We start from the raw sequence: 22,512 nt of genomic DNA on the forward strand, positions 1-22,512 counted from the left end.
CGGAGCACGCGTTCGCGCTGCTGGAGAACGGGCTGCGACAGCTGTCCGCGGGGACGGGAAGTCGAACCTGTCTGACCCACCCACCCTTTGACGGATCATCATGTCTGACATCTTGTCAGGAGCACCCTGACGGCCTAGAGTTCACGCACGTCCACAGTCTGGAGGCGCGTCATGACCGTGTCCGAGACCCTGCCGGAACTCACCCACTGCTCCTTCTGCGGCAAGTCGGCCGCCGAGATCGACAAGCTGGTCGCCGGGCCCGGTGTGTACATCTGCAACGAGTGCGTGGCCCTGTCCGCCTCGATCGTCGACGGGAGCCTCGGCACCCCTTCGGGTCCGGCCGTGCCCATCTGGGAGTCGATGACGGACGAGGAGATGCTCGGTCACATCCCGCGCGTGGCGGGGCACATCGACCGGGCCGAGGCCGACCTTCGCTCGTGGGTGCAGGAACTGCGCCGGCGCGGCGTCACGTGGCACAGGATCGGGGGCACTCTCGGGATCACCCGCCAGTCCGCGTGGGAGCGGTTCTCCGGAGAGGAATGATCCCCCGGCCTCAGCGGAAGTCCCCGGGGGTGTAGGCGTCGGTCCAGTGCGAGTAGAGCGCGCGGTCCGACGGGGAGAAGGACGCGTTCAGGATCCGGTACTGCCGGTAGTAGTGCCGGCCCTGGTCGATCCGTACGCCCTGGACCTGGAGGTCGGAGCCCGGCAGGACGCGGACGCGGCCCTCCGCGCAGTTGGGCTCACAGGTGTTGATCCTCAGCGTGCCCCGGCCGGTGGCCGTCGCGGACCCCCAGTGGGACCAGCTCAGGCCCTCCAGCGCGACCGTGTTCGTCGCCTCGAAGGTCGACGGCATGACCGAAGGCCGCCGGGTCAGGTCGTCCAGGAGCATCGGCGCATCCGCACGCGCCACGGCGGCCGCCGGAACGAGGGCGACGGCGAGCGCGAGCAGGAAGCACGAAACGGGCTTGCGCGACATGGAGTTGCCTCCCTCGGCCGGCGAACCCCTGGGCGTCGGCTGCCTGGTGACCGCCGGGGCGGCACAGTGGGACAGGCGGGCGCGAGGGGCCGTTTCGACCATCGTAGGACGCACCGCCCCGTCGTGCCCGCGCGCGGCCCCGGCGGCCGCATGCCGCCGTCGCCGTCACATGAAGTTGCGCGTGTGCAGCGCCGACAGGGCGGTGGCCTCGTCGTCGGGGAAGCCCAGGCGGGAGAGCCGGTGGCGCCGCGCCTCGTCCATGTCCGCCTGGAGGCGCTGCACCGCCCGCCAGCCGCGGGCGACGGCCGCCGGATCCCATGAACCGGCCGCCAGGAGCACGAGGGCGTCGAAGACGTCCTGGTTCAGGCCGGCGGAGCCCGCCAGCGCGTCGTGCCGCCGCTCCACCGCGGCCCGCAGCCGGCCGCGCAGCCGCGGGTCCACGCCCGCCCGGTGCTCCAGGTGCCCCAGGCCGAAGGCCACGTGCCGGGCCTCGTCCTGGCGGACGAGCCGGCTGATCCGGCGGGTGACCGGGTCGGGGCCGTGCCGTTCGAGGAAGGCCAGCAGATTGAGGAAGCTGCCCTCGCCCAGCACCGACAGCAGGAAGGAGGCGATCGAGAAGTCCGGCTCGCTCAGCAGGGTCGTCAGCGACGCCCGGCCGCCGACCGTGGACGTTCCCATGCTGCCGCCCTTGAGCAGCGCCCGGCGGGTGAACACCTCGATGTGCCGGGCCTCGTCCGCGGCCTGCACGGCCAGGAGCTGGAGCACTTCGCGGAAGTGCGGGTGCACCTGCACGAGCAGGCGTGCGGGCACGATGAGCGCCGCCTGCTCGTTCTCCACCAGGTACGTCATGACCTGTACGACGGCCGCTTCGACCTCGTCCGGCAGGGCGAAGACGGTGTCCCACGGGACGGCGGTCAGCGGGTCCCACTGCGCGGCCGCCGCCTGCCGGTAGAGCCGCGGCGCGAGATCCGTCCAGGCGACGTCACGGTCGGCGACCGCGAAGGGCACCTCGGGTCCGCCGGCCTCCACCAGGGCACCGCGAGCGGCCAGGCCCCAGTGCAGGGGCGGCTGCCCGGCGACCTCCCGCGCGTCCGGCCCCCCGGCACGTTCGGCGCCCTCCCACCGGGCGACGGCCGAGTGACCCCGGTGCACATGGGCGCGCACCGGGGCCTCGTGCGGCGCCGCGAGGGTCACGGTGTGGCCCTCGCGGCGGCACCAGGCGGTGAGGGGGGCGAGGAGCGCGGGACCCATGCCGGCGACCGAGACCCGGCTCCCGGCCGCGACCTGGCTCAGCGAGCGGCGCAGCAGGAGGTGGGCGCCCTCGTCGAAACCGGTGCCCGCCAGGTCCAGTACGGGGCCGGAGGGCTCCTCGCCCGCGGTCACGGCCGGTAGCCGGCGATCGTGACGGCGCCCTCGGCGTCGTAGAAGCCCGCCTCGTCGACGGCGGTCGCCAGGTCGCCGAAGCCGGTGTCCCGTCCCGGGAGCCACTGCCTGAGCCCCTCCAGGTCGAGCAGGTGACGCACGTCGGGGTCCGCGTAGGACATCGACTCCAGCAGCGCCGACAGGCGTTCGCCGCGCTCCGCGCCGAGCGAGGGCCCGGCGGCGAGCACGCAGTGGTCGAAGGGGGCGGTACGCGCCAGCACGCGCGTGGTACCGGCGGGCAGGGCGCCTTCCAGGCCGAAGGTGAGGTGGGAGGCGTCGCTCATGCAGGCCGCCGCGACCTCACCGGCGAGGACCGCCCTGGCCGCCTCGCGCTCGCCCCCGATGTGGTCCCCGTGCAGGCCGACGCCGGTGTCGTGGCGCCGGACGCGGAAGTCGGCCCCCGGAACGAGGCCGGCGTCCCTCAGATGACGCAGCGGCAGCAGCGTCGCCTGCGGGGAGTCGATCGCGCCGACGGCGACGGTCTCGCCCTTGAGGTCGGCGACCGTGGCGACCGGCCCGTTCGACCGCACCACGATCACGGAGGTGAGGTCGCGGTCGGTGTCGCGCATGACGAGCGGCCTGACGTCCGTGCCCGCCGCCCGCGCCAGGCGGCAGGAGCGCAGCCAGGCCAGCGGCGACTGCCACGCCGCGTCGATGCGCCCGGCGACGAGGTCCTCGGTCTGCCGCTCGTAGTGGGAGTAGAGCACGAAGTCCAGGTCGAGGCCGTGCTCCCGCAGCCAGGAGCGGAAACCGGACCAGATCGTGACGACCTTCGGGTCGTACGCGACGGCGCCCAGGACGATGCCGGTCACTGGGCCTCCTCGAACAGCGGCAGGTCCAGCCCGGCCCGGCCGCAGAAGTCGTACAGCGCCTCGGTGGTCGGCGCCATGACGCGTGCCGCCAGGGCGTCCCGGAACCGGCGCTCCACACCCAGGTCCCGGCGGAAGGCCGATCCTCCGCACAGGCGCATGGCGCCGTCCGCCACCTCGGCCGCGGCCTCGCCGGCCAGCGCCTTCACTTGGAGCGCCCGCACCGTCGCCTCCGGGCTCCCGGCGGCCATCGCGTCCAAAGTGGCGTCCAGGAAGGTGCGCACGGAGTCGGTGCGCAGGCGCAACTGGGCGTACTGGCGGCGGGAGACGGGCTGCTGCGCCAGCGTCTCGCCCAGGTGCTCCAGGCGAGCGGTGCGCAGGTGGCGGGCGGTCAGGTCCGTCAGCGTCTCCATGACCCCGAGGGAGAACGCGGCGCTGAGCACGAGGAAGCAGGGGAGCGCCAGTTCCAGCGCGGTCGCCAGGCCCTGCCCGTCGGTCCCGAGCACTGCCTCGGCAGGCACGGACACGCCCTCGGCGGTGACCGGGCAGGAGGCGTTGCCGCGCAGCCCAAAACCGTCGAAGTCGCCCCGCACGGACAGCCCGGGGAGGTCGCGCGGGACGAGCCACAGCGTCATGGGGCCGTCGGCCCGCAGCGGCCGGCTCGACCAGACATAGCTGTCGGCCTCGCCCGCCGCGGTGACCCACGACTTCACCGCGTCCAGCCGCACGGTGCCCGGCTCTCCGGCGACGGCGGTGCCCGCGGGTGCCCAGAAGTGGCTGCGCGACCCGCGCTCGGAGAAGGCGAGCGTACTCAGGTGGCGGCCCTCGGCGATCGCCCGCCGTACGTCGTCCGGCCCGTGGCGTTCGATGACGGACACGGCCGAGTAGTGCATGAGCAGGACCATCGCCGTGGAGCCGCAGGTCCCCGCCACCCGCTCGACGAGCGAGGCCGCCTGCCGCAGGTCGCCGCCGGCCCCGCCGAGCGCCGGAGAGCTGAGCAGGCCGAGGGCACCGGCGTCCGCGAGCGCGCGCACGCTCTCGCGGGGGAAGCGGCCCGCGCGGTCGACCTCGTCGGCGAACGGCCGTACGCGGTCGCGGAGAACGGAGTCGACATCCGGTGGCGCGGTGGCGAGAGGTGTCGCCTCGGTGGTGTGCAGCATGTGTTCCCCAGGGAGAGGGTGACGGAGGCCGGGTGGCGGGTCCCCACCCAAGCAGTCCGTCCGCACCACCGGTGGGAGCGCGCGCCGCCGCCTCCAGAAGAGTGATGATCGGGTTCCGGGGAACTCCGGCCCGCGCGGCGGACGGTGGACGACCGGGAAGCCGCGCCCGGAACCGCCCGCGGAGTGCGACGAAGCGCCGCTCCGGTCGCGCTCAGCCCGCTCGGTGGACGGCTTGCTCGGCCGGGTGGTCGGTGCCGCTCCCGGTGTCGGCCTGGCGCAACTCGGCGAGCAGTTCGCTCTGTCCGGCCAGGAGTTCGGTGAGGATGCGGCGCGCGGCGCGCAGCAGCTCCGCCACGTCGCCTCCCGCGAGGGCGTAGCTGACGGTGGAGCCCTCGCGGATCGACACCACGATGCCCGAGCGCCGGAGCACGCCCAGTTGCTGGGACAGGTTGGACGGCTCGATCTCGATCTCGTTGAGCAGTTCGCGCACCGGCTTGGGGCCGTCCTGCAGGAGCTCCAGGACCCGGATGCGCACGGGGTGCCCGAGCATGCGGAAGAACTCCGCCTTGGCCTGGTACAGCGGTACCTGCATCGTGTGATTGCTCCTGCCCGGACTCGACGCCGTTCCGCGCCGGCCACCGGGGCGGCCGACGCGATGCTGCTGTCCAATCCTTCCGCCCCCGGGACCCGCACACCGATGGATTTGCGGGCTTCTCAGGATGAGGATGTGCCCAATTGAAAGATTCTTCAATTCACGGGCATGCGGATCCCGGGTGGCAGTCGTGTCGCTACATCTCCAGTTCGGCCTCGATGCGCCTGAGTTGGTGGCGGGCCATCGCGAGGTTGGCGTTGGCACTGCTGAGGACGAGGTAGAGGAACAGTCCCTTGCCGCTCCGGTTCTTCAGCGGCCGGATCAGGTGGTACTGGGTGCCCAGGGTGATCAGGATGTCCTCGATCTCCTCCTTGATGCCGAGTTCCTTCATGATGCGGGTCTCGGCGCGGATCACATCGGTGTTGCCCGCGGCGGCGACGTTCAGGTCGAGGTCCTTCCCGCCGCCGATCGTGCCCAGCGCCATGCCGCTGGTGTAATCGACCAGGGCTGCCCCCACGCTGCCCTCGATCGAGGTCATCGTCTCCTTGAGGGAGGTCTCGATGTTCGCCATCGTCACTTCTCCTGCTCTCGCTGCTCGTGCCCCGGCAGGCGGACCGCCGGGCGCTTGTGACGGGGAGGCTACGGAACGTGTGCGGGGTGGAGCGGGGAACTGCGATCCCCGCCAGGGCCGCGTACGGCCCCCTGTAGGATGCGGCGCCGCCCTTCAGCCGCCGGGCACGAGCGCGTCCCCCGTCCTGCCGCCCGCGTTGGGCCGTCCGGGGATTCTCCGGCCGCCTCGGCGAGGGGGTCCCGCGCCCGCCCGGCCGCGAGCGACGAGACCCTCGCGGCGAGCGTGCACACCGGGCTCCGCCCGCCCTGCTCCCCGATTCCGGGGCCGCGACCGGTGCCGTCGTCCACCGGTCCACCCGCGGCAGTCCGGCCAACCCGCCCCGTACCCCGGTCTGTCACACCGTCCCCTCGTTGCCGCTGCCGGGCGAAGATTTGGTTGGATGCAGCCATGAGCGCAGATGATCACCAGGAATCAGGTCTCTCGAAGAGGGTGTGGAGCGACGCGGACTTCGAGGACATGTGGTGGCACTACGCCACCGTGCACGGCCTCCACGTGCAGCGGACCGACGCGGACTCCCCGCGTCTCCTGCTCGACCTGGACTACATCGTCCGATGGGTCCAGCCGCTGCCCCCGGAGAAGCACTTCACCTTCTGGGTGTCCCCGGCGACGCTGGTCTTCGAGGACGTCCAGGATCTCGAAGGGGGGCTCGGGTTCCGGGGCCGGTCGCCGGAGCTGGAGATCGACGCCCTGCACCGGCTGGCCCCCGAGGACGGCCGGCAGGACCTGCCGCACTGGCATGTCGAGGGCCACGCCTTCGACTTGAGGTTCCGGGCGTCCGGCTTCCGGCAGTACTTCCGCCACGCGCCCCGGCTGACGTCCCGTTACGCCCTGCCGGCCGCGGACCGCGGCGGCTGCTCCTTCGACGAGGCCGCCTTCGGGTGAGCGGCCGGGGCGGCGGGGGCCCTCAGCGCCTGACGGCCCGCAGGACCACGAACTTGGGGTCGGACGCCACGACGTCGCAGTCGCCGAACAGGCGCCGCAGGCGCACGTGGTAGCCCAGGTGCCGGTTGCCGACGACCAGCAGCTCGCCGCCGGGACGCAGCACCTCCCTGGCGGTGTGGAACATGCGGCGGGCGGTCGTGTCGGTGACCGACTGGTGGGAGTGGAACGGCGGGTTGTTGAGCACCAGGTCGGCCCCGCCGGGCGGGACCGCCGTCAGGACGTCCGCGGCGTCACCGACGAGGAACCGGGCCTTGGCCGCGGGGCCCAGGTTGTCGCGGAACGTGGCCTCGGCGGAGGCCACGGCCTGGTGCGACTCGTCGGCGAACAGCACGTCGGCGGCCGGGTTGGCGAGCGCCACCGCGGTCCCGACGACGCCGTTGCCGCAGCCCAGGTCGACCACGCTGTCGGGGCCCTGCCGTGAGGGCAGGTGCCGGAGCAGGAACCGGGTGCCGATGTCGAGGTGGTCGGCGCAGAAGACGCCCGCGTGATTGGTGACCGTGCGGCCCGACAGCACTCCGATGTCGTCGGGCAGCGCGTACCGCAGCGGCCAGGGGTTCGCCCCGGGCCGCGCCGCGGGGTCGGGCGTGCTGAGGATCAGCCGGGCCTTGCGGACGGCCAGCGAGGTGCGCGTCGGCCCGACGATCCGCTCGAAGAGCTTCAGCGTCGAGGTGTGGATCTCGGTGACCATCCCCGTGCCGACGACGACGGTCCCGGCGTGCAGCGCGGGCGCCAGCCGGTGCAGCTGGTCCTCCAGCAGGGCGAGGCTCTTGGGCACCCTGACCAGCAGGACGTCGATGCGTGCGGGCGGCTCGTCCCGCGTCGTCAGCATCCGTACGCCGGCCTCGGCCTGCGGAACGTTGCGCCGCAGGTTCGCCAGGGTGGCCTGCTGGCCGAGGTGGGAGTCGGCGATCTGCGTGGGGCGGTGCGCGGCCAGCGCCGTGGCCAGCGCTCCCCAGCGGTCGCCGAGCACCGCGACCTCGCCCGTCAGGTCGGTTCCGGTCTCCGCCAGGTGCCGCAGCAGGTAGTCGTCCGCGGCGTCCCATGCGCGCAGCGACTCCCGCGGGTCCGCAGGGAAGCGTGTCAGTTCGAGGGCGCCCCACGGCGTGCTGAAGACGTTCATCGCCCCCTCAGCGTACGGGCTGCGCGCACCTGCGCTGTCCGGCGGGCCCCGGGACCGCCCGTCAGGGCGCCGGGGCGGCCGGCACCGGCAGCTCCGCCCAGACGGTCTTCCCGTGCGCGTGGTGGCGGGTGCCCCACTGCTCGGCGAGGCTCGCGACGATGAACAGCCCGCGGCCCGTCTCGTCGACGGTGCGGGCGTGTTTCACCCGCGGTGAGCTGGGCGCGCCGTCGCTGACCTCGCAGGTCAGCATCCGGTCCAGGATCAGGCGCAGGCGCAGCGGCGGAGCGCCGTGGCGGACCGCGTTGCCGACGAACTCGCTGACGACGAGTTCGGTGGTGAACGCGGTCTCCTCGTCCACGCCCCACGCCTCCAACTGCCGCAGCGTCGCCGCGCGGGCGACGGGCGCGGCCTCGGCGTTCGCGGGCAGGGGCAGGGTCAGCACGCGTCCGGCGGGCAGGGCCTTGGTGCGGGCGAGCAGCATCACCGTCTCGGCGGCGTCGTTGTCGTCCCTGGCTGCCGACGCGATGGCGTCGTGCAAGGCGGGCAGCGTGGTTGTGTGGGCGCCGTCCAGGAGCGGACGCAGTGGGCCGGCCGGCGCCAGCACCTGGTCCGCGAGTGAGGCCGTCGCCAGGGCCAGCGTGGTGCCTTCGGGGAGGCTGAGCGTGGTCGCCGGGAAGGGGGCCCTGCCCGGTCCGGTGAGCGAGGGGCCCGGCGGGACGGAACCGCCCGGCGTCGTGCCGTCGGGAAGGACCGCGACGGGTTCCGGCAGGCCGGCGCGGGCGACGGTGCAGGTGAGGGCCACCGGGTCGTGCACCGCGATGAGGCAGCCGGCGGTCAGGGGACCGGGCGGGCCGGGGTCGAACGGGGGCAGGGCGGCGTACGCGGCGGCCAGACGGGTCGCGGTGTCGCTCAGGCGGGCCAGCAACTCGTCGGGCTCCAGGTCCAGGGCGGCCAGCGTGTGGACGGCCGTGCGCAGCAGTCCCACGACGATCGCCGCCGTCATGCCCTGCCCCGCGACGTTCCCGACGATCAGCGCGGTCCGCGCGCCAGACAGCGGGATCACGTCGAACCACGCACCCGCGTTCTCCGGATTGCGCAGGTGCAGGCCGGTGACCTCCAGGGTGTCCGGCGCGGTGGACCGCTGGGGGAGCAGCCGGTGCTGGACGGTCGACGCGATGATCCACTCGCGCATGTACTGGCGGGCGTTGTTCATGCACAGCGCGGCGTGCGCGCAGACCGCCGCCGCGACCTGGACGTCGTCCTCCTCGAAGGGGTCCTCGTGCAGCTGGCGGTAGAAGCTGACCACGCCGAGCACCTGGCCGCGCAGCTCCAGCGGCGCGACGATCAAGGAACGGGTGAGCGACCGCCTGATGGCATCGCCCCGGTCCGGGTCGACGTCCAGCCACCGGCTGTCCTCGTCGATCCGCACCAGGCGCGGCCTCATGTCGGCCAGGACGTGGGAGAACGGCGTGCCGGACGGCAGGGAGCGCACGTCTCCGACCGGGTGACCGGAGACGATCCCCTTGAAGGCCGCCCGGCGCAGCGGAATGTCCGGGCGGGCGGGGGCGGCGGGGGGTTCCTCTCCGCGGACGACGTCGTCCACCACCTCGACGACGGCGACGCTCGCGAAGGCGGGCACCACCACCTCCACCACTTCCTGGCACACCGTGGCGACGTTCAGCCGGTGCCCCACCCGGGCCCGGACCCTGTCCAGGAACGCCAGCCGGTGCAGCGCCTTCTCGCGCTCCGTGACATCCACGGCCGACGCCACCAGACCGAGCACACCGCCGCGGGCGTCCTCGAGGCGGAAGTACGAGAAGGAGCGGATGCGGTCCCTGGCCTCCTGCGGCGTCCGCACACTCCGGACGAGCCGGTCCACCACGGGCTCCCCGCTGTCGAGGACGGCTCGCGCCACGTCGGCCTCCGCCTCCGGGTCCTCGAACGCGCACACCGCGGTGAAGGGCCCGCCCACGCGGTGTCCGGCGGGCACGGCCCGCGGCCCGCGGCCGGCGGCGCTCATCCGCACCACGCGCAGCCGGTCGTCGAGGACGTACAGCGCCACCGGCGCGTGGGCGAACAGGGCCTGGAGGACCGCCGCGTCCGGCCCCGGCGCGGCATCGCCCGCCGAGAGCACCTGCCAGAGCAGGGACGTGCCGCGCTGCACCGGCTTGACCAGCACTCCGGGCAGTCCGCCGGCGCCCGGCCCGGGGGCAGCGCCCATGAGCGCGGTCACGGACTGTCCGACGGCCTCCGCGGGCGACCGGCCGAGCAGTTCCTCGGCCGCGGGACCCCACTCGACCACCCGGCCGCTCTCATCGACGAGCGCGAGCATGTCACCGCTGGGCATGCGACAGCACCTCCGCCCCCATGCCTGCCCAGCCCCTCCCGGCGGCAGGCCCGCCCGCCCGGCCGTCCCACCGATCGGCGCAGCCCCGCCCACCAGGGACGGGTGCCGCGAGGTGCGGCGGGAGAGGACCACGGGACGCCGCCCGGGGTCCTCTCCCGGTGCCGCGGTGCGGTGTCAGGCGGCGCGCAGCGGAGCGAGGGCGTCGGCCCACCGGACGACCTGGTCGAAGGTCGTGGCGAGGGTGTCGCGCTGACCGTCGGCGGGCTTGAAGGTGCTGAAGTTCTCGAAATCGGTGAACAGGGAGAGGGCGACCTGGGAGCGGACGTCGGCCATCTGGAGTTCCGCGGCGATCAGGCGCAGGTGCTCCACGGCGCGGGTGCCGCCGGTCGAGCCGTAGCTGACGAAGCCGATGGCCTTGTCGACCCACTCGGCGTGCAGGAAGTCGATCGCGTTCTTCAGCGCGCCGGGCACCGAGTGGTTGTACTCGGGGGTGACGACGACGAAGCCGTCGAAGGACGCGATCTTCTGCGCCCAGGCGTGGGTGTGCGGCTGGGAGTACTGCCCCATCGCCGGCGGGTAGGCCTCGTCGAGCAGCGGCAGATTGTAGTCCACCAGGTCCACGAGCTCGAACTCGGCGTCGGTGCGCTGCGCGGCGAGCTCGTGGACCCAGCGGGCCACGGCCTCGCCGTTGCGGCCCGGGCGGGTGCTGCCGAGGATGATGCCGATCCTGGTCATGGGAGCCTCTTTCTTCTTCTTCGTCCTGAACAGCGTGGACAGCGTGAACGACGCGGCCATCTATTTGCCTCGTCAAGTAGATGCTTGCGAAGAGAAAGTACGTCCGATGTGATTGACGCGTCAAGTAAGTGTGTCGGGTTGCCGGTGAGACGCCGGTCACGGCGACCGCCCCCGGTGCGGCCGGAGAGCGCAACTGCCGTGCCCTGTACGCCGATCTGCCCGCCGGGGGAGAATACGCACCTCAGGCGATCGGACAGGCGAAGCGATCTCCTTCCACCGCCCGCTCCCCAGAAAGCAGGTCGACTGCCGTGCTGCTGCATCTGCCCACGACGGTGTCCGAGGCCCAGGAGTGCATGGCCAGGGACGCGGTGCCCATCGGCGGGGCGACCCTCGTGTGGGCCGGCTGGCAGCGGGACGGCTTCCCCGAGCACGCCATGTCGCTGCGGGAACTGCCCGAGGCCAACGGCATCGAACGGGAGGCGCTGGGCGCGGCCGTGGTGCTGCACCGGATCGACGACCGCGTGCCGGAGGCACTGCGCCGGGCGGCCGCGAGCGTGGGCACCGGAGCCGTTCGCCGCACGGCCACGGTCGGCGGCAACCTCGTCGGCAGCGCCCTGCGCTGCCTGCTGCCGGCCGCGCTCGTCCTCGACGCCCGTGCCGTCACCCTCGAAACGGACGGGGTCTACGAGACCGACCTGTCCGACGCCCTGGCCAAGCACCACCTCCTGCTCGGCATCCGGTGGCGCGAGCCGATCGCCAGCGGGTACCGCAAGCAGCCCGCCGAAGCGGGCGGGCCGCCGCCCCTCGTCGTGGCCGCCGCGGTGCACGCCGATCCCGCCGGAGGGAGCCGGCTGCGGGTCGCCGTCCGCGACGGCTACGACGTCCTGAGCGCGACCGTCCCGTGCGACGCCGGCGCCGAACAGGCCCTGCACGCCCTGGAGTCCACCGGCATCGGCACACTGCCCGCCGCGGCCCGGGACCTGGTGAGCGAGCAGGTCTCGGGCATCGTCACCGGGCCCGCCGGGAGCTGAGGGGCGGCACGGAGGTGGCGGAGGACTGGGACACGGCAGGCGGCGGGATCGTGAGATTCCCCTCCGGTGTGCTGGTGCGGGGCCGGGGACTGCGTGATCCGCTGCCCGCGGGGCCGGTGCCCTCGTTCGCGGTGTACCTGCTGGGCAGGCGGCCTCCGCCGGTCGCGTGGGAGGCCCGGTGGGTGCGCTGGCGCGACTTCGGGCTGCCCAGGGATCCTCGGGAGGTGCGGGACGTGCTGCGCGAGGCGCTGGCCCGGGCCGCGTGCGAACGTGTGGAGATCGCCTGCGGCGGAGGGCGAGGCCGGACGGGGACGGCGCTGGCGTGCATGGCGGTCCTCGACGGGGTGCCGGCCGACCGGGCGGTGGCGTTCGTCCGCCGCGGCTACGACCGCCGCGCGGTGGAGACCCCGTGGCAACGGCGGTTCGTGCGCCGCTTCCAGGACCTGTGACGGGCTGTCGGCACCCTGGCCCGGTCTGGTGCCGTGACCGCGTACGGTGCCAGGGTGGCCGCATGAAGTACATGGTGCTGATGTATGCCGATCCCGCGGCGACCGAGGCGATGTCGGCGACGCAGCGCGCGGAGGTGTTCCGCAGGCACGAGGCGCTCCATCAGGACCTGGCGGGCTCCGGCGAGATGCTCAACGGGGCGGGACTGGCCTACCCGAGGGACACCACGACGATCCGGTGGCGCGGGGACGGATCGACCTCCGCGGACGGGCCGCTCACGGAGGCGACCGACCAGCTCACCGCGTACTACGTGGTCGAGTGCGCGAGCCCGGAGCGGGCGCGCGAGATCGCCGCACGCGTCGTGGACTTCCATGTCGTGGCGGTCGAAGTGCGGCCCGTGCACGACTCGTTCGGGATGGACGAGGGCTGATCCGCCGGTCCGCGCGACGTGAGGTGGCCGTACGGAGCGGCCGCGGGGGCGGCCGGCCCGCCTCCCGCGTGCGGGCCCGCTACCGCGCTCGTGCGTGACGCAAGGAACTCCCTCGCCGGGACGGAGGGCCGTTGCCACCGGGTGCGGCGTCCGCCGGCGGCGGGGCCGTTCGCTCCTTCGGCGGCGCCGGTCAGGGCGACCACGCATACCGTCGAGGAGCGCGTCAGGAGGCCGACAATTCAGCGGCGTTGCCCGTTCACGGGGGTGAGGCGGGTGCCGGCGTGTCCCAGCGGGGTCCGGGGCCGTGAGGCCCGGGGCGCGTGATGGCCACCGACGTGGCGGCAAGGGTGGCGCACGATGTGCCGGACCGCCTGGCATTTGCGGACGAATCTGTATGAAGGCGTCCGCTTGTCCCGTTGTTAAGGATGCATCAGCGGGGTTGTCCCGACTCGCGGCGTTCCTAGGCTTTGAGCGTGCCCTGTTGGGGCGAGAGGAGCAAGGGACGTGCCACAGTTGTCGGGTACCGGAGCCGTCGAAATGGCGGGGCCCCAGGTCATACGGGATTGTTCGACCGGCTTGCCCGGCCTGGTCAGGGAGGTCACGGAACGGGATCCGGAACGCGAGGCCGTCCGGTCCGGTGGGGACTCCCTCAACTACCGCCGGCTGGAGGCGTGGTCGGACGCGATCGCCCGGGTGCTGCGGACGGACGCGCCGGAGGGGCTGCCGGTGGTGGTCGCCGTGCCGCGCAGCAACGCGCTGCTCGCGGCGCTGCTGGGCGTCCTGAAGGCCGGGTTGCCGTATCTTCCGGTCGACCCGGCCGATCCGCCGGTGCGGCTGGCCGGTGTCCTGGAGACGGCGGGCAGCCGCGTGGCGCTCGTCAGCGCGCCGACGGAGCCCGTGCTCGCCGGACACGGGCTGCGCACCGTCGAGGTGGAGAGCCTGCGCCCCGCGGGGGACGCCTCCGTGCTTCCGCTCGACCCGCTGCCCGTCGTTCCCGACGAGCAGCCCGTGTACGTGCTGTTCACCTCGGGCTCCACCGGTGCGCCCAAGGGCGTCGTCCTGCCCAGCCTGGCGTTGTGCAACCGGTTGCTGTGGATGCGCGACACCTACGCGGTGGGGCCGGAGGACCGGATCCTGCAGAAGACCCCGGTGACCTTCGACGTCTCCGGCTGGGAGCTGTGGCTCCCGTTGATCGCGGGGGCCACCTGCGTGTTCCTGCCCCCGGAGGAGCACCGCGACCCTGCACGGGTGGCGGATGCCGTCCAGGAGCACCGCATCACGGTGTGCCACTTCGTCCCGTCCATGCTCCGCGAGTTCCTGCGCGGGCCGGGTGCCGCACGCTGCACCTCGCTGCGCCACGTGTTCTGCAGCGGTGAGGCACTGCCCGTCGCCGTGGCACGCGACTTCGCCACATCACTGCCGGCGCGGCTGCACAACCTGTACGGCCCCACCGAGGCCGCCATCGACGTCACGCACTGGACCTGTCCGGAGCGGGCAGCCGACATCGACCGGATCCTCATCGGGCAGCCGGTCGACAACTGCGTCCTCGGCGTCTTCGACCGTGACGGCGTTCTCGTCGCCGCCGGGGAGGAGGGCGAACTGCGCATCGGCGGAATGCCGTTGGCGCTGGGTTACCTCAACCGGCAGGACCTGACCGACCAGGCGTTCGTCCCCGCCGGGGCCGACGCGTCCGTGCCCACCTGGTACCGCACCGGGGACCGGGTGCGGCTGGCGGACGGGGGCCTGGAGTACCTGGGCCGCGTCGACGACCAGGTGAAGATCCGCGGCCAGCGCATCGAACCGCAGGAAGTCGAGCACCACTTGGGCAGCCACCGCGAGGTCGCCGCGGGGACCGTCGTCGCCGCGCGCATCGGGGACGACGTGGAACTCGTGGCCTGGATCCAGCCCGCCGAGCCGACTGCCGAGGTGCCGGAAGGACTGCCGCGAAGGCTGCGGGAGCACCTTGCGGACCGGGTGCCGCCCGCGTACGTGCCGACCCGGTTCCTGATCGTTCCCGAACTCCCCCTCAGCAGCAGTGGCAAGCGCGACCGCAAGCAGCTGCGGCAGCGTGCGGAGGAGCAGCTGAACGTCGCGCGGACCCCGGTCGCGTCCCGTCCGGCGGACGGCGGGCGACCGCTCCTGCAGCGGCTGATGCGCGAACGGTCCGGACGGACGGCCGCCTCCGCCGAGGAGGAGGACCCGGGCGCCTTGGCCTCGATCTGGTACGAGGTGCTTCCGCAGGCGGCCGAGGGCCGCGCCGAGGCGCGATTCGTGTCGTTGGGCGGGCACAGCCTGCTGGGCGCGCGGCTGGCCGCGGAGATCCACGACCGGCTCGGCGTCTCCCTGCCGGCCGGGTACTTCCTGCGCAACGACCCCACGCTGGCCGAGCTCCACGCCGCCGTGGCCCTCGCCGACCGTCCCACCGACCTGCCCGGGACCCCCACCGACGCCGCACACGCGTCGCCCGAGCAGCGCCGGATGTCGCCGCTGTCCGGGATGCCGGCGGATGTCGAGCGCCCGGTTCTCGTCGCCATGGACACGGAAGCCGGTGCCCGATGAGCGCCCCCACCACTCGTGTCGAGGCCGGGAACCAGGACCGGCTGCGAGCCCTGCTGGCCACCCGGGCCGCGGCGGCCCGCAAGGAGCACCCCACCGAGGCCGGCGACGGTCCCGCACCGCTCAGCCCGGCCCAGGAAGGCCTGTGGTTCCAGGCCCAGTTGCAGCCCGACAGCCCCGCCTACCTGGTGCCCGTACTGCTCCGGCTGCGCGGGGTGCTCGACCCTGACGCCCTGCTGGGCGCCGTCCGCGACCTCGCCGAGCGGCACCGTGTGCTGCGCGGTGTGGTCGACGCCTCGGGCCCGCGGCCGGTGATGGTGACCCGTCCGGCCGGGGACGTCCCGGTGGAGACCGTGGACCTCGCCGGACACGCCGACGCCGAGGCTGAACTGGACCGGCAGGTGCGCGTCCGCGTGGGCCGGGCCTTCTCGCTGGAGCGGGAGTGCCCGCTGCGGGCCGTGTGCTTCGCACTGGGCGAGCAGGACCATGCGCTCCTGCTGGTGGTCCACCACATCGCCACCGACGCCTGGTCCAACGGTCTGCTCGTCGAGGACCTGGCCGCGCTGTACGCCGCCCGCCTCGGCCTGCGGCCCGCACCGGAACCGGCGCCGCAGTACGCGGCCGTGAACGACCGGCGCCCCGCTGAACTGGAGGCGGACCGGCTGGACTGGTGGGAGCGGAGGCTCTCCGGCTGCGGTGCCGGGCTCGACCTGCCCGCCGACCGCCCGCACCGTCCGATCCCGTCGGACGCCGGCGGCAAGGTGCCGCTGGCGCTGTCCACCGCAGCGCAGGAACGGTTGCGGGCCCTGGCCACGGCATCCGGCTGCACGCCGTTCATGGTGCTGCTCGGCGTGTGGCAGGCGCTCCTGGCGCGGATATCCGGCAGCACCGACATTCCCGTCGGTGTTCCCGACGGCGGGCGTCGCGCGCCCGGCAGCGACCGGGCGGTGGGCCTGTTCGTCAACACGGTGGTGATGCGGGGCGACCTGTCCGGCGACCCCACCGGCCGGGAACTCCTCGACCGGGTACGGACCACGGTCCTGGACGCGATCGGGCACGGCGACGTGCCGTTCGACAGGGTCGTGGAGCGGGTGCGCCCGCAGCGGTCCGCCGCCGCCAACCCGCTGTTCGACACCATGGCCAACTTCTACCGGCGCCCCGACGTCGGCGCGCTCTTCCCCGGTCTGACGACCGAGTTCCGCGAGGTGCCGACCGGTTCGGTCAAGGCCGACCTGGCCCTTCAGCTCTTCGAGCGGGAGTCCGACGGCACGCTCAGCGGCATCCTGGAGTACCGCGCCGAACGGTTCGAACCCGACAGCGCGCGGCGCCTCGCGGGCTGGTACCTGCGCCTGCTGGACGGGCTGCTGGCCGACCCCGACGCGCCCGTGGGCGCGCTGGCTCCCGCCGCGCCGGAGGCCGGGATCGTCCACGGTCCGGTCCGTGAGTTCACCCTGGACCGCCCGCTGCACTCCCTGGTCGAGGACTGGGCGCGCGATACCCCGGACGCGGTGGCGGTCGTCGCCGCCGACGGCTCCTTGACGTACGCCCAGTTGGACATGCGTGCCAACCGCGTCGCGCACTGGCTGCTCGCCTCCGGAGTGCGTCCGCAGGCCCCGGTGGCCGTGCTCGCCGAGCGCGGCAGGGACTTCACGGTCGCGGTGCTGGGTGTGCTCAAGGCGGGGGCGGCCTTCGTCCCGCTGGAGCCCTCCTATCCGGACCAGCGGCTGGCCGGCACCCTTGCCGCGGCCGGAGCCGGGCATCTGCTCGTCGAGGCCGGCCTGACCGGCCGCGTCCCCGCGGACCGCATCGCCGTGATCGGCGAGATCGGCGAGATCGCCGGCGACAGCACGCTGCCGGCCACTCCCGCGGCGACGGAAGCCGGGCCGGACGACCTCGCGTACGTGATCTTCACGTCGGGTTCGACCGGAACGCCCAAGGGCGTCGCGGTGGAGCACCGCAGCCTCGTGCACTACGTGCGCGGCGGCCTGGAGCGGGTCGACGGACACGGGCGCTCCTTCGCGCTGCTGTCGACCGCCGCCGCAGACCTGGGATACCTCTCGGTCTTCGGCGCCCTGGCCGGCGGCGGCACCCTGCACATGGTGGAGCGGGACACGGCCACCGATCCCGAGCGGCTCGCGGCGTACTTCACCGCGCACCCGGTCGACGTGGTCAAGATGGTGCCCAGCCACGTCGAACTGCTCGCCGCACACGGTGACTTGGCGGCCGTCCTGCCGCGACGCACCCTCGTACTGGCGGGCGAGCCCTGCCCGTGGGAACTGGCCGACCGCATCCGTGCGGCCCGCCCGGACCTCGTCCTGCACAACCACTACGGCCCGACCGAGACCACGGTCTCGGTACTGGGCTGCGACCTCGGCCAGGTGGACCCGCGGCGGCGCGGCGGTCCGGTGGCCCCGCTCGGCACGCCCTTCCCCAACGCCGTCTGCTACGTCGTGGACCCGGCCGGGCGGCTCCTGCCGCCCACCGTTCCCGGTGAACTGCTCATCTCGGGACCGGGTGTCTCGCGCGGCTACCTCGGCAATGAGGAGGCCACGCGGCGCGCCTTCGTACCGGACCCGCTGGACGGCACCCGCCGCTGCTACCGCACCGGCGACCGCGTCCGGGTGCGTGCCGACGGCCTCATCGAGTTCCTCGGCCGCCTCGACGACCAGGTCAAGGTGCGCGGATACCGTGTCGAACTCGGCGAGGTCGCCGCGGCCTGCCGCGCCCTGCCGGGCGTGCGCGAGGCCGTCGTCCTCGCCGTCGGCGCCGACCACCAGCGGCAGCTCGCCGCCTGGCTGGTCCCCGCGGGCGACGAGCCGCTGGACGTCAAGGCCGTCCGCACGGCACTGCGGGCCGCCCTGCCCGGCCACATGGTCCCCACCGCGCTGGTCGGCATTTCGGCCGTCCCCCTGACCCCCAACGGCAAGGTCGACCGCGCCGCGCTGCCCCGGCCGACGGAGGCCGCGCCCACCGACCGGGTCACGCCCCGTACGGAGACCGAGCGCCGTATCGCCGCCGTCTGGCAGGAAGTGCTCGGACTCCCTGACGCCGACGTGGACATCGACGAGGACTTCTTCGCCCTCGGCGGGGACTCCTTCCGCGCCCTGCGGGCCGCCCGGGCCATCGATCCGGACCTGCGTGTCATCGACCTGTTCACCCGCCCGACCGTCCGCGACCTCGCCCTCTTCCTGGACGGGCCCGGCGACCGGGACACCCGGCTCCTGCAGCGCCTGGCGGGACCGGCGCAAGGGACCGCGGTGACCCTCACGGTGCTGTGCGTCCCCTACGCGGGCGGCTCCGCCGCCTCGTACGGGCCGCTCGCCGCCGAACTGGCGGTACGCCACCCGGGCGCCGAGATCCTCGCACTGGAGCCGCCGGGCCACGACCCGGCTCGTCCGGACGAGGTCATGCCGGGCCTGCCCGAACTGATCGACGGCTGCCGCGCCGAACTCGCCGAGCGCGCGGCGGGACCGGTCCTGGTGTACGGGCACTGCGTCGGAACCGCCACGGCGGTGGGCATCGCCCTGGAACTGGAGGCCGACGGCACCGAACTGGCGGGCGTGGTCCTCGGCGCCGCCTTTCCCATCGCGCGGCTTCCCGGCCGCTTCTCCTCCTTGGTGGACCGCTGGTTCCCCAACGACCGCTGGACTTCCGACCGCGCCTACCGGGAGGTGCTCCAGGCACTCGGCGGACAGCTGGAGGAGGCGACCCAGGAGGCCGTGATCCGCGGCGTACGGCACGACGTCCGCCAGGCGGTCGACTGGTTCAGCACCCGGCTGGCCGTCCCGGACGCGGTCCGGCTGAACACCCCGGTGCTGTGTGTCGTCGGCGACCGTGACCGCACCACGGAACTGTCCGAGGAGCGGTACGCGGAGTGGTACGGCTTCGCCGAGCAGGTCGACCTGGCGCGGATCGGCGGCGCCGGGCACTACTTCGTCAAACACCAGGCGGCCGAACTGGCGGAGTTGATCTCCGCGCGGCTCGCACCAGGAGCCGACGCAGCTCCCGCTCCCGTCTCGGTGCCGGCCGACGGGCCCACGGAAGTGCGGCCGCCCGCCCGCGAGCGACCGGGGCGCCAGGACCTGCGCGACCTGCGCCGGTTCGCACTGCTGGCCCTCAGCCAGACGATCTCGCTGACGGGTGCGAGTCTGACCGCCTTCGGCCTGGGCGTCTGGGTCTACCAGCGCACGCACCAGGTCGGTTACTACTCCGTGATCACCATGCTGGCGCTGCTCCCCGCGGTCTTCGCCGCGCCCCTCGGCGGCGCGGTCGCCGACCGCTACGAGCGCCGCCGGGTCCTGCTGGGCTGCACCGCCGTGTACGGCGTGGCCCTGACCGGGCTGATCACGGCGGCGGCGACCGGCAGTCTCCATGTGTGGGAGGTCGCGCTCTTCGCGGGACTGACCTCGCTCACGGCGGCGTTCCAGCGCCCCGCCTATCTCGCCGCCGTCGCCCAGCTCGTACCCAAGCCGTATCTCGGGCAGGCCAACGGAGTCGCCCAGTTGGGCACCGCGCTCAGCACCCTCATCGCCCCCGTGCTCGGCGGTGCGCTGATCACACTGGTCGGCCTCACCGGGATGATCTGCGTGGACATCGCCGCCCTGGTGTGCGGAGCGGCGGTGCTGCTGGCCGTACGGTTCCCGGACCGGCTGTTCCGCAGACGGCGGGAGACCTTTGCCGCCGCGCTCACCGGCGGATGGCGCTTCATCGTGCGCCGCAGGCCGATGGTCGCGATGGTCGTCTTCTTCGTGGTGGTCAACTACATCACCGCCACGACCACCGTGCTGACCGCCCCGCTGGTGCTGTCCACCAGCACCCCGGCGGTCCTCGGCCTGGTGGTCGCCGCCGGTGGCCTCGGCGCGGTTGTCGGTGGGCTCACGATGGCGTTCTGGGGCGGCACCCGGCGTCGCGCCGACGGCATGATCGGCACCACCGTGGGTCTGGGACTGGCCACGGCCCTCATCGGCCTGCGGCCCACACCGCTGCTCATGGGCATCGGTCTGTTCCTGTGGTGGGCCTGCAACGCCGTGCTCAACGCGCACTGGCTGAGCATCATCCAGGCGAAGGTCGGCCTCGAGCTGCAGGGCCGGGTGGTCGCCACGAACCAGATGCTGGCGACCGCCATGATGCCGCTCGGCTTCCTGCTCACCCCGGTCCTGAACGACCACGTCTTCGGCCCACTGGTCGCCGGCAGCGCGCCGCTTCAGACCGTGCTGGGCGGCGGACCGGGCCGCGGCATGGGGCTGCTGATGGTCATGGGCGGACTGCTGCTGGCCTGCTGGGGCGTCTTCGGGCTGCGCTACCGCCCGTTGCGCGAGATCGAGGACCGGCTGCCGGACATCCCCACCGGAAGCGTCATCTCGGAGGACCTCGACGTCCTGCAGAGCCAGGCGGACGCTCTGCAGGACGAAGCCGAGGCGACGGCGGGGCTCAGGCGAGAAGCCGGGGCCGCAGCACCGCGCTGACCGTCTCGGCCACGGGAGCCCACCCTTCACGGATGAAGAGGTGGGCTCCTGGCTCGCTGCGCGGCTGGAACCCGGACGTCGTCCGGTCCGCCCAGGCGGCCATCTGCCCCGCGGGCACCATATGGTCCCGGTCCCCGGCGAAACCGTTGATGCCCGCGCTGAGGCGCCACGGACCGCCGGGGCGGGGACGGTACGACCGGTACAGCGCGAAGTCCGCGGCGAGCGATTGCGTCAACTGGCGCACCCATGCCTCGTCATTGCGCACTTCGGCGGGCAGACCGCCGAAGCAGCGCCCGGATGTGGTCGGCCGGCCGCTCCGCCGGCGCGTCGGTCGGCACGGCGCCGGTGCCCGGGGCGTGCGCGGCGCCGACGAAGAGGTGTACGGGACCCTGCCCGGTCGTCCGCTCCAGCCGCGGGGCCGGCTCGTACGCCACCATCGCGCCCATGCTGTGCCCGCGCGTCCACCGTCCCCGCGGGCGTGTCCCAGCCGGATTGACGGGTAAGTTAGGTGTGCCTAACCTAAGGGCCTCTGGATTTCTCCTGCCAATGCCCGAGGGTGATCAGTCATGCCGCCGTCCCATCAATTGCCTTTCCAGCTGCCCTTTTCCGCGGCTCCGGCGCCGTCGACCCCGCTCGGCCCGTTCGCTGACAGCGCTGTCGCCTGGTCGGCCTGGGTAACCCTGATGGGGTTCGTCGGAGTGACGGCCCTGGCCCTGGTGGCCGCGGGTCCCGCGGCCGGCCGGATCGGCGCCGACGCGCTGTCCGCGGTGACCGTCCGGCTCGCCCGCGCCGCGGTCGTCCTGGGAGTCCTGGCCGTGCCCGCGGTGCTCACCGGCCTCGCCCACTCCGGGGACGACGGCGGGTACGACTACGGCGCGGCATGGAACTCGCTCTACGACGGCAGCAACGCGGGCCGGTTGTCGGGACTGGAGGTCACCCTCGTCCTGGCCGGCGCTCTCCTGGTCGCACCCCTGGCCCTCCGCGCGCGCGTGCCTGCCGCGACCCGCCGCCTGCTGCTCGTGGCGGGCCTCGGTGCGGGGGCCGTCGCGCTCGGCACCACCAAGTTCCCCGACGAGGTCCCCGACGACTGGGGCCGCACCACCTTCGAGACCGTGATGTGGATGCTCCACCTGCTCGGCGGCGCCGTCTGGTTGGGCGGCGTGGCCGGACTGGCACTGCTCGCCCTCCCCGGGGCGGTCGCACCCGCCGACCGCGGCGCCTTCTGGTCCCCGGCCATCCGGCGCTTCTCGGCCGCCGCCATGGGCTGTGTCGCCGCGATCACCCTGTCCGGCCTGTTCCTGTACTGGGAGCACGTCGACGGCCCGTCGCAGCTGTTCACCACGATGTACGGGCGCGTGCTGGGCGTGAAGATCCTCATCTTCGGCACGCTGCTGCTGCTCGGCGTCTTCAACCAGTTCTGGCTGCACCCGCGGATCGACGCGCTGCGGGCCGCCGGTGACGAGCGCCCGCTGCGGACGCTGCTGATACGGGAGTTCCCCGTCGTGATCACCCTGGAGACGCTGCTCGCGATGACCCTGCTCTTCGTCGCGCCCTTCCTGCACGGCTCGGCCCGCAACCAGGCCTTCCAGGCGGACGCGGCCGCGCACTCGGCGGTTCCGCTGGCCCTGGACGACCTTCCCCGGCTCCCGCCGAAGGAGGCCACCGCCTCCACCTGGGTGCTGGGCACGACAGAGACCGTCGCGGTCGTCGCCCTGATGATCGCCGGCTACTGGTTCTCGGGCACGATCGCCCGCCGTCGTGCCGCCGCCTCCACCGCCGCCGCTCCGGCCGGCGAACTCGTCGAGGCCTGACGCCAGAACGGCGAGGGGCGCCCGCTTCCCGCGGGCGC

19 protein-coding genes are annotated in these 22,512 nt (G+C 73.5%); 8 read left to right on the forward strand and 11 right to left on the reverse strand.

Features of this window, described 5'->3' with window-relative positions:
• Positions 1-171: 171 nt before the first annotated feature.
• Positions 172-543 (forward strand): ClpX C4-type zinc finger protein, encoded by a 372-nt coding sequence (locus tag ACIP9H_RS33085; protein WP_401583475.1) that lies wholly within the window; start codon positions 172-174, stop codon positions 541-543.
• A gap of 10 nt (positions 544-553) precedes the next feature.
• Here ACIP9H_RS33085 and ACIP9H_RS33090 read toward each other — a convergent pair whose 3' ends face one another.
• From ACIP9H_RS33090 to ACIP9H_RS33115, 6 genes are all read right to left on the reverse strand, one after another.
• Positions 554-976 carry a hypothetical protein gene (locus ACIP9H_RS33090; protein ID WP_401583474.1) on the reverse strand — a complete coding sequence of 141 codons (423 nt, stop codon included), beginning with the start codon at positions 974-976 and terminating at the stop codon, positions 554-556.
• 165 nt (positions 977-1,141) lie between these two features.
• Positions 1,142-2,359, reverse strand: coding sequence for a ferritin-like domain-containing protein (locus ACIP9H_RS33095; RefSeq protein ID WP_401962507.1), 1,218 nt, complete (start codon positions 2,357-2,359; stop codon positions 1,142-1,144).
• Positions 2,356-3,210 carry a phosphate/phosphite/phosphonate ABC transporter substrate-binding protein gene (locus tag ACIP9H_RS33100; RefSeq protein ID WP_401583470.1) on the reverse strand — a complete coding sequence of 285 codons (855 nt, stop codon included), beginning with the start codon at positions 3,208-3,210 and terminating at the stop codon, positions 2,356-2,358. Before ACIP9H_RS33100 ends, ACIP9H_RS33095 begins: the two co-directional genes overlap by 4 nt.
• Positions 3,207-4,367, reverse strand: a complete 1,161-nt coding sequence (locus ACIP9H_RS33105; protein ID WP_401583469.1) for an acyl-CoA dehydrogenase family protein — start codon at positions 4,365-4,367, stop codon at positions 3,207-3,209. Before ACIP9H_RS33105 ends, ACIP9H_RS33100 begins: the two co-directional genes overlap by 4 nt.
• A 211-nt stretch (positions 4,368-4,578) precedes the next feature.
• Positions 4,579-4,959, reverse strand: a complete 381-nt coding sequence (locus tag ACIP9H_RS33110) for an ArsR/SmtB family transcription factor (RefSeq protein WP_401583467.1) — start codon at positions 4,957-4,959, stop codon at positions 4,579-4,581.
• Positions 4,960-5,155: 196 nt separating this feature from the next.
• A complete protein-coding gene (locus ACIP9H_RS33115; protein WP_401583466.1) occupies positions 5,156-5,530 on the reverse strand; it encodes a hypothetical protein in 375 nt (124 codons plus the stop codon).
• 447 nt (positions 5,531-5,977) lie between these two features.
• Here ACIP9H_RS33115 and ACIP9H_RS33120 point away from each other — a divergent pair, with 447 nt between their 5' ends.
• The gene (locus ACIP9H_RS33120) at positions 5,978-6,472 is read left to right on the forward strand and encodes a hypothetical protein (RefSeq protein ID WP_401583465.1); all 495 of its coding nucleotides are present in this window, start codon (positions 5,978-5,980) and stop codon (positions 6,470-6,472) included.
• Positions 6,473-6,494: 22 nt separating this feature from the next.
• Here ACIP9H_RS33120 and ACIP9H_RS33125 read toward each other — a convergent pair whose 3' ends face one another.
• From ACIP9H_RS33125 to ACIP9H_RS33135, 3 genes are all read right to left on the reverse strand, one after another.
• On the reverse strand, positions 6,495-7,652 hold the full coding sequence (locus ACIP9H_RS33125; RefSeq protein WP_401962511.1) for a methyltransferase: 1,158 nt from the start codon (positions 7,650-7,652) through the stop codon (positions 6,495-6,497).
• Positions 7,653-7,713: 61 nt separating this feature from the next.
• A complete protein-coding gene (locus ACIP9H_RS33130; RefSeq protein WP_401962514.1) occupies positions 7,714-9,999 on the reverse strand; it encodes a SpoIIE family protein phosphatase in 2,286 nt (761 codons plus the stop codon).
• Between the two features lie 174 nt (positions 10,000-10,173).
• Complete coding sequence (locus ACIP9H_RS33135) at positions 10,174-10,734, reverse strand: NADPH-dependent FMN reductase (protein WP_401583816.1); 561 nt, start codon at positions 10,732-10,734, stop codon at positions 10,174-10,176.
• Positions 10,735-11,042: 308 nt separating this feature from the next.
• Between ACIP9H_RS33135 and ACIP9H_RS33140 the strand changes: the two genes are divergently transcribed.
• The 5 genes from ACIP9H_RS33140 (at position 11,043) to ACIP9H_RS33160 (ending at position 20,663) form a co-directional block, all read left to right on the forward strand.
• A complete protein-coding gene (locus ACIP9H_RS33140; RefSeq protein ID WP_401962517.1) occupies positions 11,043-11,765 on the forward strand; it encodes an FAD binding domain-containing protein in 723 nt (240 codons plus the stop codon).
• Between the two features lie 14 nt (positions 11,766-11,779).
• On the forward strand, positions 11,780-12,214 hold the full coding sequence (locus ACIP9H_RS33145; RefSeq protein WP_401962520.1) for a protein-tyrosine phosphatase family protein: 435 nt from the start codon (positions 11,780-11,782) through the stop codon (positions 12,212-12,214).
• A 62-nt stretch (positions 12,215-12,276) separates the two neighbouring features.
• Positions 12,277-12,642 carry a YciI family protein gene (locus tag ACIP9H_RS33150; protein ID WP_401583458.1) on the forward strand — a complete coding sequence of 122 codons (366 nt, stop codon included), beginning with the start codon at positions 12,277-12,279 and terminating at the stop codon, positions 12,640-12,642.
• A gap of 504 nt (positions 12,643-13,146) precedes the next feature.
• Positions 13,147-15,201: a non-ribosomal peptide synthetase gene (locus tag ACIP9H_RS33155; RefSeq protein WP_401962523.1), complete on the forward strand. Its 2,055-nt coding sequence runs from the start codon at positions 13,147-13,149 to the stop codon at positions 15,199-15,201.
• A complete protein-coding gene (locus ACIP9H_RS33160) occupies positions 15,198-20,663 on the forward strand; it encodes an amino acid adenylation domain-containing protein (RefSeq protein ID WP_401962525.1) in 5,466 nt (1,821 codons plus the stop codon). The genes ACIP9H_RS33155 and ACIP9H_RS33160 overlap by 4 nt, the downstream gene beginning before the upstream one ends.
• Here the strand turns inward: ACIP9H_RS33160 and ACIP9H_RS33165 are convergent.
• Together ACIP9H_RS33165 and ACIP9H_RS33170 are read right to left on the reverse strand one after the other, a co-directional pair.
• A complete protein-coding gene (locus ACIP9H_RS33165) occupies positions 20,629-20,907 on the reverse strand; it encodes a thioesterase II family protein (RefSeq protein WP_401962528.1) in 279 nt (92 codons plus the stop codon). The two genes, ACIP9H_RS33160 and ACIP9H_RS33165, sit on opposite strands and share 35 nt — an antisense overlap.
• Before the next feature lie 10 nt (positions 20,908-20,917).
• Entirely contained in the window at positions 20,918-21,109 is a 192-nt protein-coding gene (locus ACIP9H_RS33170) for a hypothetical protein (protein WP_401583450.1), read from the reverse strand.
• A gap of 237 nt (positions 21,110-21,346) precedes the next feature.
• On the opposite strand from ACIP9H_RS33170, the gene ACIP9H_RS33175 reads away from it, so the two are divergent.
• A complete protein-coding gene (locus ACIP9H_RS33175; protein ID WP_401583448.1) occupies positions 21,347-22,474 on the forward strand; it encodes a copper resistance D family protein in 1,128 nt (375 codons plus the stop codon).
• The last annotated feature ends 38 nt before the right edge of the window (positions 22,475-22,512 follow it).

This window comes from Streptomyces sp. NPDC088732 (genome assembly GCF_044751205.1).
Taxonomy (GTDB): domain Bacteria; phylum Actinomycetota; class Actinomycetes; order Streptomycetales; family Streptomycetaceae; genus Actinacidiphila.

Excerpts from the sequence above, each read along its gene's own strand:
- ACIP9H_RS33085 (WP_401583475.1), top strand. The coding sequence starts at position 172 with ATGACCGTGTCCGAGACCCTGCCGGAACTCACCCACTGCTCCTTCTGC.
- ACIP9H_RS33090 (WP_401583474.1), bottom strand. The coding sequence starts at position 976 with ATGTCGCGCAAGCCCGTTTCGTGCTTCCTGCTCGCGCTCGCCGTCGCC.
- ACIP9H_RS33105 (WP_401583469.1), bottom strand. The coding sequence starts at position 4,367 with ATGCTGCACACCACCGAGGCGACACCTCTCGCCACCGCGCCACCGGAT.
- ACIP9H_RS33110 (WP_401583467.1), bottom strand. The coding sequence starts at position 4,959 with ATGCAGGTACCGCTGTACCAGGCCAAGGCGGAGTTCTTCCGCATGCTC.
- ACIP9H_RS33115 (WP_401583466.1), bottom strand. The coding sequence starts at position 5,530 with ATGGCGAACATCGAGACCTCCCTCAAGGAGACGATGACCTCGATCGAG.
- ACIP9H_RS33120 (WP_401583465.1), top strand. The coding sequence starts at position 5,978 with ATGAGCGCAGATGATCACCAGGAATCAGGTCTCTCGAAGAGGGTGTGG.
- ACIP9H_RS33125 (WP_401962511.1), bottom strand. The coding sequence starts at position 7,652 with ATGAACGTCTTCAGCACGCCGTGGGGCGCCCTCGAACTGACACGCTTC.
- ACIP9H_RS33130 (WP_401962514.1), bottom strand. The coding sequence starts at position 9,999 with ATGCCCAGCGGTGACATGCTCGCGCTCGTCGATGAGAGCGGCCGGGTG.
- ACIP9H_RS33135 (WP_401583816.1), bottom strand. The coding sequence starts at position 10,734 with ATGACCAGGATCGGCATCATCCTCGGCAGCACCCGCCCGGGCCGCAAC.
- ACIP9H_RS33150 (WP_401583458.1), top strand. The coding sequence starts at position 12,277 with ATGAAGTACATGGTGCTGATGTATGCCGATCCCGCGGCGACCGAGGCG.
- ACIP9H_RS33160 (WP_401962525.1), top strand. The coding sequence starts at position 15,198 with ATGAGCGCCCCCACCACTCGTGTCGAGGCCGGGAACCAGGACCGGCTG.
- ACIP9H_RS33170 (WP_401583450.1), bottom strand. The coding sequence starts at position 21,109 with ATGGGCGCGATGGTGGCGTACGAGCCGGCCCCGCGGCTGGAGCGGACG.
- ACIP9H_RS33175 (WP_401583448.1), top strand. The coding sequence starts at position 21,347 with ATGGGGTTCGTCGGAGTGACGGCCCTGGCCCTGGTGGCCGCGGGTCCC.